Origin of the sequence: Streptomyces sp. B21-105 (assembly GCF_036898465.1) — a bacterium.
Classification (GTDB): Bacteria; Actinomycetota; Actinomycetes; order Streptomycetales; family Streptomycetaceae; genus Streptomyces.
On record NZ_JARUMJ010000001.1, the window covers coordinates 2,880,958 to 2,899,601 of the forward strand.

Annotated in this window: 8 protein-coding genes and 1 pseudogene; 6 read left to right on the forward strand and 3 right to left on the reverse strand. The window is 69.8% G+C overall.

Annotation, left to right across the window (positions count from 1 at the left end; translation table 11 throughout):
- Positions 1-173 precede the first annotated feature (173 nt).
- Both QA802_RS13015 and QA802_RS13020 read right to left on the reverse strand, forming a co-directional pair.
- Positions 174-776: a hypothetical protein gene (locus tag QA802_RS13015; RefSeq protein ID WP_334521512.1), complete on the reverse strand. Its 603-nt coding sequence runs from the start codon at positions 774-776 to the stop codon at positions 174-176.
- Positions 764-8,599 carry a ricin-type beta-trefoil lectin domain protein gene (locus QA802_RS13020; protein ID WP_443042099.1) on the reverse strand — a complete coding sequence of 2,612 codons (7,836 nt, stop codon included), beginning with the start codon at positions 8,597-8,599 and terminating at the stop codon, positions 764-766. Before QA802_RS13020 ends, QA802_RS13015 begins: the two co-directional genes overlap by 13 nt.
- 494 nt (positions 8,600-9,093) lie before the next feature.
- Between QA802_RS13020 and QA802_RS13025 the strand changes: the two genes are divergently transcribed.
- Positions 9,094-12,279 (forward strand): DNRLRE domain-containing protein, encoded by a 3,186-nt coding sequence (locus QA802_RS13025; RefSeq protein ID WP_334521515.1) that lies wholly within the window; start codon positions 9,094-9,096, stop codon positions 12,277-12,279.
- Positions 12,280-12,478: 199 nt separating this feature from the next.
- Positions 12,479-13,237 carry an SDR family oxidoreductase gene (locus QA802_RS13030; protein WP_334521518.1) on the forward strand — a complete coding sequence of 253 codons (759 nt, stop codon included), beginning with the start codon at positions 12,479-12,481 and terminating at the stop codon, positions 13,235-13,237.
- A gap of 331 nt (positions 13,238-13,568) precedes the next feature.
- Here QA802_RS13030 and QA802_RS13035 read toward each other — a convergent pair whose 3' ends face one another.
- Entirely contained in the window at positions 13,569-13,895 is a 327-nt protein-coding gene (locus tag QA802_RS13035) for a nuclear transport factor 2 family protein (RefSeq protein ID WP_319169652.1), read from the reverse strand.
- Between the two features lie 141 nt (positions 13,896-14,036).
- Here QA802_RS13035 and QA802_RS13040 point away from each other — a divergent pair, with 141 nt between their 5' ends.
- From QA802_RS13040 to QA802_RS13055, 4 genes and pseudogenes are all read left to right on the forward strand, one after another.
- On the forward strand, positions 14,037-14,582 hold the full coding sequence (locus QA802_RS13040; protein WP_334521521.1) for a DoxX family membrane protein: 546 nt from the start codon (positions 14,037-14,039) through the stop codon (positions 14,580-14,582).
- 204 nt (positions 14,583-14,786) lie between these two features.
- Positions 14,787-15,176 (forward strand): MazG-like family protein, encoded by a 390-nt coding sequence (locus QA802_RS13045; protein WP_334534577.1) that lies wholly within the window; start codon positions 14,787-14,789, stop codon positions 15,174-15,176.
- A gap of 147 nt (positions 15,177-15,323) precedes the next feature.
- Positions 15,324-16,187: a hypothetical protein gene (locus QA802_RS13050; protein WP_334521524.1), complete on the forward strand. Its 864-nt coding sequence runs from the start codon at positions 15,324-15,326 to the stop codon at positions 16,185-16,187.
- Between the two features lie 47 nt (positions 16,188-16,234).
- Positions 16,235-18,644, forward strand: a pseudogene (locus tag QA802_RS13055) (serine/threonine-protein kinase); the annotation flags it as partial.

Sequence of the window (18,644 nt, forward strand, 5' to 3'; positions counted from 1 at the left end):
GAAGGACGGATCCGCCAGCCACTGCCGTCGGATGTCACGGCAGCCTCACCAGAGTTGGATCTGGTGAGGCTGCGCGCAGGAAATTTTCCATTCCTCATGATTGCTGTCCAACTAGAGACGGGACTGTAATCCGTCGAATTCCAACCAGTTGGACGCGTATCAGTTCACTGTGACTAGGCCAGACGGGAGAATGCCTCCACTACGCGCAATTGCCCATCTATGGCTCTCTGAATTACTTTCCTGATTCTTTGGGATCCATTCATCGACAGATCCCTCAGGATGTAAATCTGATCTTCGAGTTCAAGCGCCTGCAGATGTGTCAATTCTGGCTCGGTGCCTGCCGGGAAGAATTGTGCCCCTACCTCACGGCCGGACATATCCAGCAACTCGTCCAATTGCTGATGGATGTCAAGGGCGAGCGTGGAGCACCAGTCGGCCCATTCAACGCAATCCAGAGAATCGACGTCTGTGTACCTGAGTACTGCTTCTGAGGCCATTTCATGCAGCTCTTCCAGAGACTCGTCTGCTGTCTCAGTCGGCTCCACCCTCAGCGCCTGCCGGAGGCGCCGAATGACCTCGTCGATCTGCTGCGGCAGGACACGCAGGTCGGACCACTCCGCCTCGATGAGCTCCCACTGCGGGTGCTCTCTTCCATCCCAAGGGAGGAGTGGAGTGATGCGATAGAGGCAGAGCGCTCCAGCCGCGATCGCAACCTCGGGCTCTGCTTCTTCGAACAGAGCCGCTAGGGTCTCGTGTGAGATATCTACGGCTTCCAAAACAACCTCTTTGGCGAATTGGCCTTACTACTTCTGTAGTCAGGCCCCCCTATCGTTGCGCCATGCTGCTGCAGCAACGGCGTGCATCTACCCCAGCAAACCCCAGTGGATGTACCACCCTCAATAATGTCCCACTTCCCGTCCAGAGCGTCCAGAATGGACTGTTCTGCGTGACCTTCAAGCTGAACAAAGATCTCGCCCGGCCGCAGTGAGTTGTTCTTTCTCCAACCCGTTGGCAAGTAGGTCTTATTGCTGGCGACCCAGGTTTCTACTCGACTGGGATCGGAAAGGTTGCGAACCCGCACAACCGCCGTAGTGCCACTCCAGCCTGCCTGAGACTGAAGATCCTCCGCGCGATCTGCCAGTTGTTGAGCACCGGCTTCGCTGCCGCCGCAATTGTGAACCAGGACCGGCGTGGCCCCCGCCACCACATAGTACGTGTGGACGTCGCTGACGGTGAGGTTGTGAACGGCGGCTTTCTGGGCCGTCCAACGGTCGACCGCCGTGATCTGGACGTACGTGCCTGCGCTGGTCTGCAGCCACTCGCCGGCGTGCAGGTCGGTGGCCTTGATCCACTCACCCAGTTCCGGGACCCAGAACGGGTGGCCGTCGGTCGCGGTGACCTGGGCCGTCTTGGTGCCCTTGCTGCCGTCGACGTCGATCGTGACCTTGACCAGGTGCTTCAGGCCCTGGCCCTTGATCTCGGCCGTGACCGTCTCGACACGGGTCTCACCGGTCTTCGGGTCGGTCGCCACGACCTTGTCGCCGGTCTTGACCTGCTCGATCGGCTTGGTGGTGCCGTCGGCCATCAGGACCTTGGTGCCGGGTACGAAGCTGTTGCACGTCCCACCGTCACCGTCGGCCTTGCCCGAGCCGCCGCTGCCGCTGGAGCCGCCGTTGCTCTTGGAGGAGCCGCCGGACTTGCCGCCGGGCTTGGAGCCGCCCGCCTTGGCGCCGCGGCCCTTTCCGCCGCCGCCCCCGTGGGACGAGACCTTCGGGGCTGCCTTGGACTGGGCCTGCTTCTGGGCTCGGTTGCCGGTCTTCCTGGCTGCGGCCGCCGCTCTGTCGGCTGTTCGTTTGGCTGCTTCGGCGGCTTTCTTCTTGGCTCTCTGCGCCGCGAGTTTCTTGGCTCGCTCGATCGCGAGTTTCTTCGCTCTCAGCGCCGCGGCCTCGGCGGCCTTCGCCGCCTTCAGGACCAGCTCGGCCGCCTTCTTCGCCGCTCTGAACGACTCGATCGCCTTGATCGTGCGGTTGACGGCCTTGATGACGGACGGGATCTTGCCGAGCTTCGTCCACGGGATCGCGTCGACGGCGATGCCGACACAGGACCACATGTCACCGCCGAAGCACGCCATCGCGTCGTTGATGCCGATGAAGTCCTTCAGCGTCTCCCACGCCACGGCAAGGATCACCGAGGTCAGGGACTTGCCCATCATCGACTGGGCCTGCGCGACCTGCGCCGGCGACAGACCCGCGCCCGACAGTGCCGCGGACCGCTCGGAGGCGGACAGCGAGATGGCCAGACCCGTCGGGTCGGACATCGTCACCGGGTTGTTGTGCGCGTAGGCGTAGCCGTTGGACTGCAGAAGGTCGTTGAGGTCCAGGACCGGGTCGGCGGACAGGAAGCGTCCGACCACCGGGTCGTAGAGACGGGCGCCCAGCGGCTGGTAGCCGGAGGCGTCGTCCTCGGTCGCGCCGAGGAACCCGGCGTGGGTCTGCAGGTTGACGCCGGTCGTGCTCGCGGCACGCTGATTGCCGAACGGGTCCTGCTTACGGATCCGCACCGGCATCTCGCCGCTCATGGCGATCTCGGCGTAGGTGCTGCCCTGATGATCGGTCGTCAGCGCGACCAGGTTCTCGGGGCCGTTGCCGTAGGCGTAGCGCATGACCGCTCCGCCGGGGGCGGAGTAGGTGCGCTGGGTGTTGACCAGGACGCCGCCCTTCTGGACGGTGATCTCGGTCTCGCCCAGGTGCAGCGTGGCCTGCTTGCCCTTGATCGTCAGCAGGCGGGAGCCGTCGGGACCGTAGATGTGACGGGTGTCGTTCTGCGGCGCCCACTGCTGCTCGGCCTTCGCGGCGTCGCAGGCGGCCAGCACGAGCGGGGTCGAGTTCGCCGAATTGGCGTCCTTGACCGCCAGGCAGAAGGTGGAGGCGAGGTGGACGAGCTGGCCGGAGGCGTTCCGCTTGAGCTCCTGGCCGGCCGAGCCGTTGCACTTCTGCACCTGGACCGCGGACCCGGCCGTGTTGGCGGCCGGCTGAACGCACCAGTTGTCGTAGACGTTCAGCGTGCCCCGGTCGCGGTCGGTCTGCGTCGTGCCCGGGGTGGGGGTGAAGCGCCAGTTCTGTGCCTCCGACGCGTTGCAGGGGTACAGCTGGATCGCCGTCGCGGCGACCGCGAGGCCGCCCTTGAGGTCGAGGCACTTGTCGGCGAGGCCCACGTACGGGGTCTTGCCGCCGGTGCCCTGGCCGGTGATGCGGTCGACCTGGCCGTCGTAGGTCCAGGACAGCGACTGCTTGTCGCCGTTCTCGACGGAGGTGACGGTCTTGGTCTCGCCGGTGAGCTCGTACAGACGCTCCGCCTCCGCCTTGACCTGTGCGCCGGCCGGCGTGGTGTAGGTCTTCGACACCTTGGTCAGCGTGTGCGGCTGGGTGCTGTCGGCCTTGCCGTAGGCGTAGGTGGTCGTGGCGTCCTTGACGGCGGCGCCGGTGAGGTCCTTCTCGGTGAGCTTCTTGCGGTTGCCGAGCAGGTCGTACTCGTACTCCTGCCAGTAGCCGGAGTTGTCCTTGCCGGCGGCGACGTTGAGCGTGCCGTCGCTGTTCTTCGGCGCGGTGCAGGCGCTCTGGTCCTTGGAGGTCCAGGCCGACTTCAGCTGACCCAGCGGGTCATAGGCGAAGCACTGCCGCTCCTCGATGCCGAGGGAGCCCTCCTTGACGGAGGTGACGTTGCCCGACGGGTCGTAGGTGTACGACCGGTCGGAGACCAGCCAGGGGTTGTTCGGGTTCTGGCCGACCAGGGAGGTGTCCCCGGGCTTCTCGCGGAAGACCGACTGCTGCTTGAGCTCGCCGCTGGACTCGTCGAACGTGTTCTGCGTCCACACCCGGTAGGGCTGGGCGCCGAGCGTGGAGCGCAGCACCTGGCCGTAGGGGTCGTAGACCGTCTCCGAGCCGTACCAGTCCTTGCCGGAGACGGAGAGCGGCTTGCCGTCCTTGTTGTAGCGGACGACGAGTTTCTCCTCGGCGAACCGGCCGGCCTTCGGGAGGGTCGACTCCTCCAGCACGCCGTCGTCGCTGTACTTGTAGGAGTACTTGTAGGAGGTGTCCAGGCCCCAGGTGTCCTTGACGGACTGCGGCAGGGTCATGGTGGTCGAGGTCGGCTGGTAGTCCTTGTTGTAGCCGTCGACCTGCTGGGTGTAGGCCTCGTTGTCGGTGTAGCGGGTGGCGGTGAAGGGCATGCCCTTGCCGCCGGGGGCCAGGTCGTAGGTGAAGCCGGCCAGGAGCGGGCCGTCCGCGGTGTTCAGGTGCTGTTCGGTGGGCCGGGACAGCAGGTCGTAGTTGTTCCAGACGTCGATGCCGCGGGCGTTCTTGGTGTGGAGCACGCGGTCGTACTTGTCGTACCACGTCGACGTGGTGCCCGTGTCGGGGTCGGTGGCGGTCGTCTGACGGCCGCGGTTGTCGTAGGTCCACGTCCACGGGTGCGTGCTGTCGACGGTGTGGTACGCCATCACCATCTGGCCGCGCGTGTCGTAGTCGTACTTCATCGACGTGAAGCCGCCGGGCGCGTCCGGGTTGAACGTGTCCACCCGCTTGGTGCGGCCGAGGGCGTCGGTGTAGACGCGGTAGTCGGAGGTGCCCTGCGGGTTGTCGACCTTGGACCAGTCCAGGCCGTACTCGTAGCGGGTGGCCCGCGCCGGGACCGGCTCCGACTTGGACTCGCCGGTCAGCGGGTCCGCGACCTTGAGGACCGGCATCTCCTCCAGCACACGGCCGGAACCGTCGTAGGAGTAGCGCGTGATGTTCGGGACGACCGTGTCGCTGACCGGGGTGAACAGCTCGCCCGGCTTGGCCTCGTGGGTCAGGTAGGCGTTGTTGGTCTGCCACACCTCGCCGGAGCTGTTGTACAGCGTGTCGGTGATGAGGTTGCCGCCGCCGTCCGCCTCCTCCTGCGTCTGGCGCTCGCGGCCGAGACCGTCGTAGAGGGTGACGGAGGTCTCGATGCGGTCGTTGTACCCGCGCGAGTAGGTGGTGACGTACGAGGGCTTGCGGTCCTCGTCCTTCTTGTATTCCGGAATCGTGTAGACGGCCCTAAAGTCCGGCACGGCCGAGTCGGAGGGCGCTCGGTCCGCCGCCCAGGCCTTCAGGAGCCGGCCCAGCGGGTCGAACTCTGCCTGCGTGACGTGGTTGTTGGCGTCGGTCGTCTTCAGGGTGGTGCCGCGGCCCGGTTCGACGTCACGCGTCTCGGTGTGGCCGACGGCGTTGGACTGGACGACCTGGAAGACCTGTCCGGAGTCCGGCTTGTAGGTGATGGTGCCGGCGGTCTTGTAGTCCATGTCGGTCATCCGGGTGACCCGGCCGACGTCGTCGAACTCCGTGGTGCCGTTGGTCTGCCAGCCGGTTCCGGCGCCGTTGAGCGACCAGGACTCGGTGGCCTCGCCGAGGGTGCCGGAGCTCAGGGCGGCGCCGTAGGCCTGCCCGTCGTAGGCGGTGCGGGTGCCGCCGGTGAGCGTGGACAGGTCGGCGAAGTCGGCGGCCGCGCAGGTGGTCGGGGAGACCAGGACCTGCTTGGACAGGCCGATGAGGTTCTTGGCGGTCTGGTGGACGTACTCCGACCTGGTGCAGGACTCGTCGCCGGTCTTGCCGGTGTCGCCGAGCGACTCCACCAGGGTGGGCAGACCGTACGTCGGCTCGTAGGTGGTGTTCGTCCTGACGACCCGCTCGGTGCGGGTGTCGTCGCTGTTGGTGCCGGAGGACTTGGTGTACGCGATCTCGGTGGGCTCGGTGACGCGCCAGGCGTACAGCGGGTCCAGGCCGTCGTCGCGGTTGCGGTGTGCCAGTTCGGTGGCGACCGGGACGGTGACGCTGCGCGAGACCCAGTCGGTGTCGGCGGCGTTCGCCTCGTCGTAGTCGAGTTCCTCGGCGATGCGGCCGGCGAACGCCTCACGGTCCTTGGCGATCTCGACCCCGGCGATGTCCTTCATCGACACGGTGTCGCCCATGCCGCGGAAGTAGCGGGTGACGGCCTTGGAGCGCTTGGAGTTGATGTCGGGGTTGTCCGCGCCCGTGATCACCGTGGTCTGCTCGACCCCGGCGAACTGCGAGTACGTGCGGGTGGACTTCTTGGTGAACTCGCCGTCGGCGAGCTTCCAGCCCGGGTTCTTGTACTCGTACGCCGTCTTCGTCGCGAACGCGCCGTCGACGTTGGGCAGCTCCTCGATGGAGTCCACCACGTACTTGTGGAACCAGTCGATGTCCTCGACCTCCGGGTCCGGAGACCAGAAGCTCGGGTAGCACAGCCGGGTGTTGGCCTTCAGGCCCGCCTTGTCCGTCTTGCCCGGCAGGCCCGTGCCGGTGGCGCAGTCGCCCGCGGCCGGCTTGTAGGTGACGACCGTCTCGCCGCCGTACTCGTTGATGACACGCCCGATCCGCGGCCGCGAGAACCCCGGACGCGGGTCGTTCGGACGCATCACCCGGTTCGGCATGTCCTCGGCGTTGGACTCGAAGCGCACCGCGTTGAGGGCGGCGCTCTTGCCGTCGCGGTCGTAGCCGGTGCGCCGGACGGACTCCAGCCACAGGGCGGTGTTCGGGCTCGGACCGGCCTTGAAGACCGGGAAGTTCTGCGTGAGGGCGTGCTTGTCCACCAGCTGACGCGCGGTGGTCGACGTCTTGCGCTGCGCCTCGGTGGTGATCTCCGTCAGACGCTTACGGCTCCAGAACGACGGACCCGCGTTCCAGCACTTCGTCTTGTACGTCGTGGTGACCGGCTTGCAGTTCAGGTCGGCCGGAGTGTCGTACCAGATGCGGTACTTGCCCGGGTCCTTGTCCTCGAAGTTCGTGTCCGAGCACGCCAGACCCCCCTCGGGCAGGCAGCGCTCCTCGACCTTGAACCGGACGGAGGCCGGAGCGGTCGCCGAGAACAGGGTGCTGGCGCGCTGACCGTAGTCGATGTGGTCCAGCCAGCCGTCGCGGTCGTAGACCACCGGCTTCTTGAAGTCGAAGTTGCGCGCGTAGTAGTTCTGCGCCTTCTGCCACCACAACGACATCGCGTTGCCGTGGACGTCCTCGACGTAGTCCAGGTTCCAGCGCCAGCCCTGCGTGCAGGCCGACGCCTTCCAGTCGCCCGCCTTGTAGCAGTCCTCGCCGTCGTGGTTGCCGTACACCGGCACCGTCAGCGTCGAGTTCGTCACCGACTGACCCGAGCTCCAGCCCGGCAGCCTGTTCCTGCCGAAGTGGTACTTCGTCCCGTCACGCGTCGTGACGATCCAGTACTCGCCCTTGTACGCGCCGTTGCCCGACGAATCGTCCTGCACCCGCTGGATCCGCGAACCGTCCCCGTTGGCCGTCAGCCACGTGCCCCGGTCCTTGTCCCAGACCAGCTCCGTCGTCATCCCACCGAGCGACAGCGTGGCGTTGTCCGAGCCCCAGCACAGATCCGCGGTGCGGTGCGTCTTGTTGTTGGAGCCCTCCTTCTTGGAGTCCTCACGGCAGTTGGCGTACGTCCGGGTGATCGAACCCGGGTTGTAGTCCCAGCCGTCGCCGATCCAGGAAGCCTGGTTGTTCGTCGCCGACGTGCGCCCGTCGACCGACTGCGACGAGTAGCCCAGCGACACCTTCGGCATCAGACCGCCGGCGGTCTCCGGCACCTGCACGTCATAGGAGTAGGTGAACGCACCCGACGACGAGCCCGCCGCCCACGCCCCGGACGACAGCAGCGGCGAGGCGGTGAAGTCGCCGGAGGCCGAGGCCCCGGTGTCCATCGCACCGACCACCTGCGGACCGGAGGCGTCCACCACCGGCAGCGCGTCGCCGGCGCGGAACGACGCCGTGCGCGCCGAGGCGCCGGACGTCGTCGAGCCGGCGTTCCCGCCCAGCAGACCCGAGACCGGAACCGAGCCGGTGAGGACCTTGCGGGTCGCGGACTTCTTCGCCGCGGTCGTCTTGGTCGGCGCCTCCTTGGCGGGGACGACCTCGACCGAGCTGCGCAGCCGCTGGGGCTGCTTCTCCGTCTTGCCCGACATCGTCGTCACACCGGCGTCCGGAGCGCAGTCACCTGTGTCCGGCGCGTCCATGACGCAGCTCGGCAGCAGCACCAGACCGAAGCGCTCGGCGGCCTGCGGACCGTAGAGGTCGGCGAAGCCGGTCGTGTCGACGTCGATCGCGACCTGCGCGGCCGGATCGGCATCGGCCGGCGGCGTGACCTTCATGATCATGCCGGACACGTTCGCGTCCTGCGACGCGCTCGGCGCCGCCAGGTCGACCTTCCACGTGCCGTCGAGCGCGGCCGGATCGCCGCCCTCGGGCACGCCCAACGCGATCGGCAGATCCTCGACGGGAACCGTCGTGCCGGGCGCGGTGTCCGCCTTCAGCGTCGCGACGCCCGTGTCCCCCGCCCACGGCGTCACCGCAGTCGGCGCATACGGGTCGATGGGGATCTCGGGCGCGGTGGTGAGGTTCTTCTCCGCCTCCTCGTCCGCCGGCAGCGCCGTGCTCTCCGGCAGTTCGGGAAGCTTGACCTCCTCACGCGTCATGCCGGGGCCCGGTATCGCCCACGCCTGCGCGCTCAGACTGCTGACCAGCAAGGCAGAGGACAAAAGAAGGACGGTCGCCACACGGCTTTGCCGGCGGCGCCGTCGTTGTGACTCCGTCCTGACCGGGCGAGACCGCCCCAGCCACGACGGCGGACTTTTAGCACGCATACGCGTCGACCCCACCAAAGCATGCAAAAAAAACGACAGAGGAGTCCCAAACCTTCTGTCATGCCCCCCACATCGTTCAAGATCTGTCACCGGGGGTTCCCGGGGTGTGATGTGATCCGCCTCACGGGATGAGAGTTGACTGATCGTCACCTAAAGGGATAAGTCGGCAAGATCGCGATTACCCGTACCTATGACCGCACTTTCGGTGATCGAAAGCCGCAAATGGGTGCACGGTCAAGTACCGGTCAAACACTCACCATGCCATCATCACAACTTCATAAATTCCTCATACATGGATTTGCTGCGCCGTTCGTGTGACGGTGTGCGCGCCCATGCCCCGCGGCCAGCCGACCGGGGCTGTTCGTGCTGTCCCTATCCGCCTGGTCCACACGGGAGTAGACGCCGCCGTGTCCGCGCCGCCTCGTTTCCTCAGCCCCTTCGTGCGCACGCGCACCAGGCTGGCTCTCACCCTCGGCCTCGTACTGGCCGCCCTCACCGCCACGCTGTTGCCGTGGTGGCACCCCGACGATCCCTCACCGCCTGATGCCCGAAAGGCGTCCGACGCCCGGCAGGCCGGCATCGGCCCGCGCGACGAGAGCGCCGCCCAGGCCGAGGCCCGGCGCACCCGCAAGCCGGTCCTCGTCGACACCGCCACCACCGCCATCTCCCAGACCTGGGCGCAGCCGGACGGCCAGCTGCGCATGAAGATCACCGCCACGGCGACGCGGGCGAAGACCGCGAACGGCACGTGGGCGGCGATCGACAACCGGCTGCGGCGGGTGCAGAACGCCGCCCGCGGCCTGGGCGTCCAGCCGGTCAACCCCGCCCAGCCGGTCCGCTTCTCCAGCGGCACCCCCGGCAAGGGCGCCGACCGCGCCGACCGCTCCTTCGCGCGCTCGCCGCTGGCCGACGGCCCGCAGGCGCAGGCGCAGGCGACGGTGCTGGCCGAGGTGGACGTCGCCGGGCACACCGTCGCCTACACCTGGCCCGGTCAGCTGCCCGAGCCGGTGCTCGACGGCCCCCGCGCCCTGTACTCCGAGGTGCTGCCGGGCGTCGACCTGCTCCTGGTCGCCCGGGAAGAGGGCGGCTTCGCCCAGCTCCTGATCGTCAAGAACAAGGAGGCCGCGCAGAGCAAGGCGCTGGCCACCGTGGCCTACGGGCTGCGCTCGAAGACGGCCGTCTTCCGCCACGACGCGAGCGCCAGCCGCATCGCGGTGCAGGACGGCTCCGGCCAGGAGATCGGCTCCATCGCGACCCCGTTCGCCTGGGACTCCAGCGGCCGCGACCCCGAGCTCGACGCGGGCCAGGGCACGCCGCGCACCTCGGTCGCCACGCCGGCCGACGTGCTGAAGCTGTCCGGCCTGAGCGGCGTCGAGCCCGGCGCGCACAGCGCCCCGATGCCCATGCAGCTCGCCGGCGACGGCACCGGCGCCGCCCGCCTCGACCTGCACGCCGCACAGACCGGCCTGTTCGCCGACCCGGACGTGAAGTACCCGGTGTTCGTCGACCCGCCGCTCAAGACCGGCTGGGCGGGGTGGACCGTGGCCTACAAGCCGTACCCCAACACCAGCTTCTGGAACGGCACCAACTTCTCCTCCGGCACCTCCGACGCCCGCGTGGGCCACGAGAACGACACCGGCGGCACCGCCCGCTCCTTCTGGCGGATGAAGTACGACGCCAGCCTCAAGGGCGCGGCCATCACCAGCGCCACCTTCAAGGTGCTCAACAACCATTCCTGGTCCTGCACCGACCGCGAGTTCCAGCTCTGGACGACCGGCGCGATCTCCTCCGGCACCACCTGGAACAAGCAGCCGAGCTGGTCCAGCGAGATCCAGCGCAAGTCCTTCGCACACGGCTGGTCCTCCAGCTCCTGCCCCGACGAATACGAAGCGTTCAACGTCAAGACCGCCGCCCAGAAGGCCGCCGACGGCGGCGCGTCGAGCCTCACCCTCGGCATGCGCGCCACCAGCGAGAGCGACACCCAGACCTGGCGCAAGTTCCAGGCGACCAGCGCCACGCTCGAAGTCGCCTACAACCGCCCGCCCGCCACCCCCTCCAGCGTCTCCAGCGTCCCCGGCGGCACCTGCAACACCACCACGGCCGGCGCCACCGTCGGCAAGACCAACCTGGTCCTGTCGGCGAAGTCCACCGACCCGGACGGAAACCTCAAGGGCCTGCGCTTCCGGTTCTGGAAGGACGGCGCGGCCACCCCGGCCGGCACCCTCGTCACCAGCCTGAGCAGCGGCAAGGGCAGCCTGACGATCGCCTCCAGCACCCTCGTCGACAAGGGCGTCTACCACTGGGACGTGCGCGCCGAGGACAGCAACTCCCCGACCGCGGTGTCCGCCTACTACCCGACCAGCGGCAACCGCTGCACCGTCACCGTCGACGGCTCCGGCCCGCCGCCGCCCACCGTGGACAGCGACACCTTCCCCGAGGCCACGCCCGACGCGCAGACCTGGGCGTCGGTCAAGTTCGGCACGACCGGGGCCGTCACCTTCACCTCCGAGGGCGCGTCGAAGTTCCGCTGGTCCGTCGAGGGCAACAACCCCGCCGACCTGCCCGCCACGGGCGGCAAGGCGACCCTGCCCGCGTTCGCCCCGGCCCACGCCGGGCCCAACACCCTCCAGGTCTACGCCTACGACTCCACCGGCAACCCCAGCAAGCGCACCGACTACACCTTCTTCATGCCTCCGCGGGACAACGCCGACGGCCCGATGGACACCGGCGGCGACAACGTCCCCGACCTGCTGATCGTCGACGCCGCGGGCAACCTGCGCACCTGCGTCGGTGGTGAGAACGGCGACCTGTACAACTGCCTCGCCGCCTCCTACGGCGCCGACAAGCAGCCGGACCCGCAGGGCCACTGGTTCGACCCGGCCACCGGCAAGGCGGCCCTGATCGCCCACTACCAGGACACCTACCCCGGCGACGGCTCGACCGACCTGTTCGCGGTGTCCCCCGACGGCAAGTTCTGGCTCTACCCCGGCGACGGCTACGGCAGCTTCGACGTCACCCAGCGCATCGACATCCGCCTGCCCGCGAACGCGCCCGCGCCCTCGACCTGGACCCAGATCAAGGCCGTCGGCGACATCACCGGCGACAAGCTGCCCGACCTCGTCCTGCGGTCCGGCGCCCAGTTCTGGACGCTCTCCGGCTACACCGGCGCCACCTTCCACACGGCCACCCTCATGAACTCCGACGCCTGGGCCCGCCGCGACATCGTCAACGTCGCCGACGTCAGCGGCGACAGCACGCCCGACCTGCTGTGGCGCAACCTCGACAACGGCAACATGTACCTCCGCCATGGCAAGCCCGGCACCGTCGCCGGCAGCGTCGACCTGGCGTCCCTCAAGGTGGCCGCCGATTCCGGCACCGGCAAGGACGAGGCGTACGGCACCAGTTGGACGGAGGCCAACGTGCCCACCGCCATCGGCATCCCCGACGTCAGCAAGGACGGCATCCCCGACATCTGGGCGCGCCTCGCCTCCGACGGCTACACCCGCATCTACAACCCCTCCCGCACCAACACCAACGCGGCCGTCAAGGTCGTCCTGACGAGCAACTGGAACACGGTCAAGGCCTTCGGCTGAGCGGTCCTTCGGTTAGGCCGTCCTTCGGCTGAGCCGTCCTTCCGTCGGCCCCCGGCCCCGACTCCCGGCCCCGACTCCCTCCGTACGGGGGAGCCGGGGCCGGGTCGTTTTCCCGTGCTCACCCGCGATGCCGGGCGCAGCCGTCGACGGGGGCGGTCCCCCGGGGGGCTCCCGGGCGTCTCCCGTACGCTGCGGGGCCATGGACGGGAAGAACACGAGGATCGCGGTGGTGACCGGCGCGGGATCCGGGGTCGGGCGGGCAGTGGCCGGCGAACTGCTGCGTGCGGGCTGGTCGGTGGCGCTGGCGGGACGGCGCGCCGAAGCCCTGGCGGAGACGGCCGCGCTGACGCCGCAGGGCACGAGTCTCACGGTGCGGACGGACGTCTCACGCCCGAAGGACGTGACGGCCCTCTTCGCCGCCGTGCGCGAGCGGTTCGGGCGACTGGACCTGCTGTTCAACAACGCGGGCACGTTCGGTCCGGGCGGTGTGCCGTTCGAGGACCTGCCCTACGACGCCTGGCGGCACGTCGTGGACACCAACCTCAACGGCGCGTTCCTGTGCGCGCAGGCGGCGTACCGGCAGATGAAGGAGCAGCGTCCGCAGGGCGGCCGGATCATCAACAACGGCTCGGTCTCGGCGCACACGCCGCGCCCGCTGTCCGCGCCGTACACGGCGACCAAGCACGCCCTCACCGGCCTGACCAAGTCCCTCTCGCTGGACGGCCGGGCGTACGGCATCGCCGTCGGGCAGATCGACATCGGCAACGCGGCGACGGACATGACGGCGCGGATGGGAACGGGCGCGCTGCAGGCCAACGGCGAGATCGTGCCGGAGCCGGTGATGGACGTCGCCGATGTGGCCCGCACGGTGCGGCACATGGCGGAGCTGCCGCTGGAGGCCAACGTGCAGTTCGCCACGGTGCTGGCGACGGCGATGCCCTATGTGGGACGGGGCTGAGCGGCACCGGTCGGAGCTGAGCGGGCGCCGGACGCCGCCTCACGGATCGTCAACTCCTCAACCTGCACAATCGGAATTCCTCGGTCCGCACCATTGCGGCCGGTAGTGGACCTATGCTCAACTCTTCCACACGGAAACTTCACACTTGGTGCATGAGAGTTCCGCACCGAAGGACCGAAGAGCCATCCCGAGGGGGGAGGGCAGCCGTCCCAGGGCTCCGGGTGGGGGTGGACCTCGCCGGGACCGCGAGGTACGCACCGGCGCCATGGGACGGCTGCCGCACCGTCAACACACCGGGACACGGTGCGATACCCGCGCCTGCCCCTATCCCCTACGCCTGACCCGTTTCGAACCGGGAGATGCGGCCGTCGTCCGCGACGACGAAACTCCACCGGGTGCGCATCTCGCCCCAGGTGTCGTTGCGGTAGTCGGCGACGAGGGCGCGGCCGCCGTCCGACTCCCTGGTGACGTCCAGGTGCCCGTGGGAGGAGAAGATCTCCCGGTCGACCCACTCACCGAGGTCGCGGTCGGAGCCGTCGTCCGACATGGTCGCGTCGGGCGTGAGGAGGCGGTGGAAGGCCTCCTCGTCATGGGCGTTGACGGCGGCGACGAAGGCCCTGACCGCCGGGTCGCTGAGTCTGTCGATCTGGATCGCCATACGGGCCAGACTCACACCGCCGTCCGGGCCCCGCCACCCGAACGGCATCCAGGACGGGCCGTACGGGTGTGAGAGGTGCGACGGTGGAAACGCGTGGGGGTGTTCCTGTCGTTGTTTCCGCTTCCCCTCCAGGGAGTCACCGTGACCTGTTACGACCGACGTGATCTCGGCCTGCTGCTGCTCCGGCTGGGCACCGGCGGAGTGCTGGCGGCGCACGGCGCGCAGAAGCTGTTCGGCTGGTTCGGCGGACACGGCCTGGAGGGTACCGGCCAGTTCATGGAGTCCGTCGGCTACGCGCCCGGCAAGGCGAGCGCCACCGCGGCGGGCCTCGCGGAGGCCGGCGGCGGCACGCTGCTGGCGCTGGGCCTCGCCACCCCGGCGGCAGGCGCCGCGGCCGCGGGCGCGATGGCGGGCGCGTCCGCCGTGCACACGCCGAACGGCTTCTTCGCGGCGAGCGGCGGCTACGAGCACGCCGCCTCCCTGGGCCTCGCCGCCGCGGGCCTCGCCGTCGCGGGACCGGGCCGACTCTCCCTCGACCACGCCCTCGGGCACACCGTCGACCGCAACTGGATGGTCCCGGCCGCGCTCGGCGTGACGGCGGCGGTCACGGCGGTGGTCGTGGGCCTGCGCAACCAGCGGCTGCGCAAGCGGGAGGAGGGCGAGCAGCAGGCACTGTTCGAGGAGTGACCGCACGGGGTGGGTGAATCGGCGGCGGCGGCTTTTGAGCCGACGGCGGCAGCTCGTCAGCCGGGCTCTGCCCGTGAATCGACGGCGGCCCGCGATCCGGCCTCGGCCTCGGCCTGAGAGGCTGCGCCCATGAGCACCGAGCCGCTGCCCCGGGGCCTGCCCGGGCCCCCGTCCCCACGAGAGCCCGCCGACCCGCCCCAGCCCATGCCCCAGTCCCGGCCCGAGCCCGAGCCCTTGTCCCCGCCCTCTCAGCCCGGCCCGGCCGACCTCTGGGCCACCGTCGACGCCCTCCAGGCCTGGCTGGACGCCGGGCGCGTGCACGACGGTCTCGAGGGACTGCTGCTGCGTGTGCTGAAGCTGTCGGAGGAGGTCGGCGAAGTCGCCCAGGCGGTCATCGGCGCGACCGGACAGAACCCGCGCAAGGGCGTGACCCACGGGTGGGACGACGTCCAGAGCGAGCTGTGCGATGTGATCATCACGGCGCTGGTCGCGCTGCGCACCCTGACCCCGGACGCGCCGACGGTGTTCGCGGGGCACCTGGCGCGGGTGGCGGAACGGTCCCTGGGATGCGCGGGCGACCACCGGCCGACGTGACCGGAGCGACGGCCGCACGCAAGTCGTCGACAAGCCGACCGAAGGCCGAACCCCGTTGACGGAACCGTCCGGCCGCTTCTCGCGTGCCTCTGTACGATCACCGCACGCGAAGCGGGGGCGCTGAGGCGGAGGGGTTGAGGGGCGGGCATGGACGACAACACGGGTAGACGAAGGTCGACTTGGCTGAGAGCCACGGCGTCGGCGGCCGCGGCGGCCGCGTTGCTCGGCGGCTGCGGCGCCGGGGACGACAAGGCGGCCGAACCGAGCCCCTCGGCGTCCGCCGGGTCCGCGGCGCCGACCGCGGTCGGCTCGCCCTCTCCCCCCGCGTCCACCTCCTCGACAGGCGGTGGCACGGCCGCGCTGACGCCGTTCGAGGCGGACCCCGCCGCAGTGCCCCGGACGGGGCGTCAGGCCGAGGCCCTCGCACAGGCGGTCGCCCTTCAACCGCAGGCCTGGGGTGCGGACTTCCGGGCCCAGCAGCCGGCCGCGAGCACCCCCGGCACAGTCGCCGTGCTCGACGCACAGTGCCGCTGGCAGCGCCAAACGCTGCCGAAATCCGTCCTGGCCTCGCTGTCCCGCTACAGCGAACTGCCGGGCGTCGGCGGTAAGGGCACCATCAAGGTCACCTCGGCGGTCACCGTGCACGCCACGGTCCGCGACGCCGACCAACTGTTGTCCACCACGTTGGAAGAGCCGTTGCGCTGCCCGGTGCAGCAGGTCCGCACCGACGAGCAGATAGCGGGGCTCATGTCGACCGCCAGCCCCTACGGCCAGGGCGGCAACACCTACGCCGACGACGAGGTGATCGAGGCAGGTTCCTACCTCACGGGGACGGTCGCGCAGACGTACCGCTGGCAGGTCGCCCGGCTGGGCACGGTGACCGTGGCGGTGTCGGTGATGGGCGCCAAGGGCTACAAGAACGACGAGTTGCAGCAGTACGTGTCGCCCGCCCTCTACAAAATGCTCGAGCGCGTGGCGTCCGAGCTCGGTGGGACGAGAGGGCAGAACTGATGGAACCGCTGCGTTCTTCCGACCCCGCGCGGATCGCGGACCACCGTCTGCTCGGCCGGCTCGGCGCCGGCGGCATGGGCGTGGTGTACCTGGCGCGCACGCCCGGCGGCGCGCTGGTCGCGCTGAAGGTGCTGCTCGCCGAGTACGCCGAGGAGCCGGGCTTCAAGGATCGGTTCCGCCGTGAGGTCGAGGTCGCCCGGCGGGTCGACAGCCCCTGGGCGGTGCCGCTGGTGGACGCCGACGCGGACGCCGAGGCCCCCTGGCTGGCGACGGCGTTCGTACCGGGTCCTTCGCTGGGCGAGGCGGTGGCCGGATACGGGCCGCTGCCGGAGCACGGGGTGCGGCTGCTCGGCGCCCGGCTGGCCGAGGCGCTGAGCGAGGTGCACCGGGCCGGACTGGTCCACCGGGACCTGAAGCCCGGCAATGTCCTGATCGCCCACGACGGGCCCCGGCTCATCGACTTCGGCATCGCCCGCGCCCCCGAGGACACGGCGCTCACCGCGACCGGCATGGTGGTCGGCACCCCCGGCTATCTCTCGCCCGAGCAGGCCACGGGACCCGGTGGCGATGCCATCGGCCCGGCGAGCGACGTGTTCTCCCTCGGCTGCGTCATGGCGTTCGCGGCGACCGGCCGTGCGCCGTTCGGCAGCGGAGCGGTGGACGCCCTGCTGTACCGGGCGGCGCACGATCCGGCGGACCTGGACGGGATGCCGGCGGCGCTGCGCGAAGTGGTGGAAGCGTCCCTGGAGAAGAACCCGGCCCGGCGTCCGGACGCCGCGGAGCTGGTGCGGCGGTTGACGGCCGAGAGCGAGCCGCAGGCCGGGCCCCAGGGCGAGCCGCGGGACGAATCCGCGGGACGAGTCGGACGGCGACCCGCAGGACCGACCCCAGGGCGACCCTCGGATCGCGCTACAGGGCGCACCGCGGGGAGGAGCGCAGAGTGAGCCGCAGAGTGGCCCGCAGGATGAACAGCGGAGCGAGCCGCAGGACGAACGGGCGTCCGGGTGGCTGCCCGAGCCGGTCACCCGGCTGATCGCCGAGCGGTCGGCGGCCGCGCTCGCCCTGCCGGACATCGAGCACACCCAGCTCACCGGACAGCGGCCCTCCCCGGCACGGTCCGGCGCGGAGCCGGAAGGCCTGCCGGGCGCCGCTGCCGACGTGCAGGACACACCCCCCGACCAGGACACCGGCGAAAAGACGGCCTCGGCGCCCGAGTCGCAGGACGCCCGCCCGGCCGGCCGACGCCGCTTCCTGCTGCTCGCCGGCACTGCCGTGGCGGTCGCGGCGGGCGCGGGCGGCACGGCCTGGTGGGCGTCGACCCGGGACGACGACGCGAAGGGCGCCGCACCCGCCGCCGCACGGCGGCCCGTGCACACCCTCGCGCTGCACGGCGACCTCAGTGGCCCGCAGCAGGCGACGGGCCGGGCGCAGGAGCGCGGACTGCGGCTGGCCGTCGCGGAGTTCAACGCGCGCGGCGACTCCCCGTTCACCGTGAAGGTCAGGGCCGTCGACGACAAGGGCGACCCGGCGACCTCGACCCGGCTCGCCGGGGAACTCGCGGCCGACCCGTCGGTCCTCGCCGTGGTCGGTCCGACCACCGACGCCACGGCGCAGGCGGCGCTCGGCAAGTACGCCGCCGGAGGGCTGCCTGCCGTCGCCGTGTCCCCCGGCAGCATGAGCCTGCTCATCCAGGGTTTCAGCTCGTTCCTGCTCGGTCGGCTGCCCGACTCGGTGCTCGCCATATACATCAGCAACTACCTCCGCGGCACCGGTCGTTCACGCAAGGTCGGCCTCGTCGTCGACCGTCCGGCCGGCAACTACGGGACGGACCTCGCCACCTCCCTCAACACGCAGCTCACCAACGCACGGCAGCCCGCCGTGCCGGAGGTGGTCAGCGCGATGCGCGACGACTTCGGCAACGTGGTGGACTCGGTGCTCTCCGCGGGCGCCGACTCCGTGTTCTTCGCCGGACTGCCCGACCGGGGCGCACTGATCGCCGCGGCCTTGCGGCAACGGTCCTTCCAGGGTGCGCGGGTGTCCGGGCCGGCCCTGCTCGACGCCCGGTTCCTGACCGCTGCCCAGCAGGACACCGAGGGCTGGGCGATGGTGGCCCCGGTCATCGACGCGACCCGCAAGCCCGAGGCGGCGAAGTTCGCGGCCGCCTACCGCGAGCGCTTCAAGGAGGCGCCGCCCCGGTACGCGGCGGAGGCCTACGACGTGACCGGAATGCTGCTGAAGGCCCTGTCCGGGCTGCCGGCGAAGAGCCGCACCCGCGAGAACCTCCATGAAGCCGTGCTGACGGGGAAGTACCAGGGCATCACCAAGCAGTTCGCCTTCGATCTGACCACCCCCCAGTTGGCCAGGTCCGGCCTGATGGCCATCGACGGCACCGGCGGCTTTCTCTGGCGGGTCGAGAAGGGCGGCTTCGTGTACGACGGCCCCGCGCCGCTCACCGTC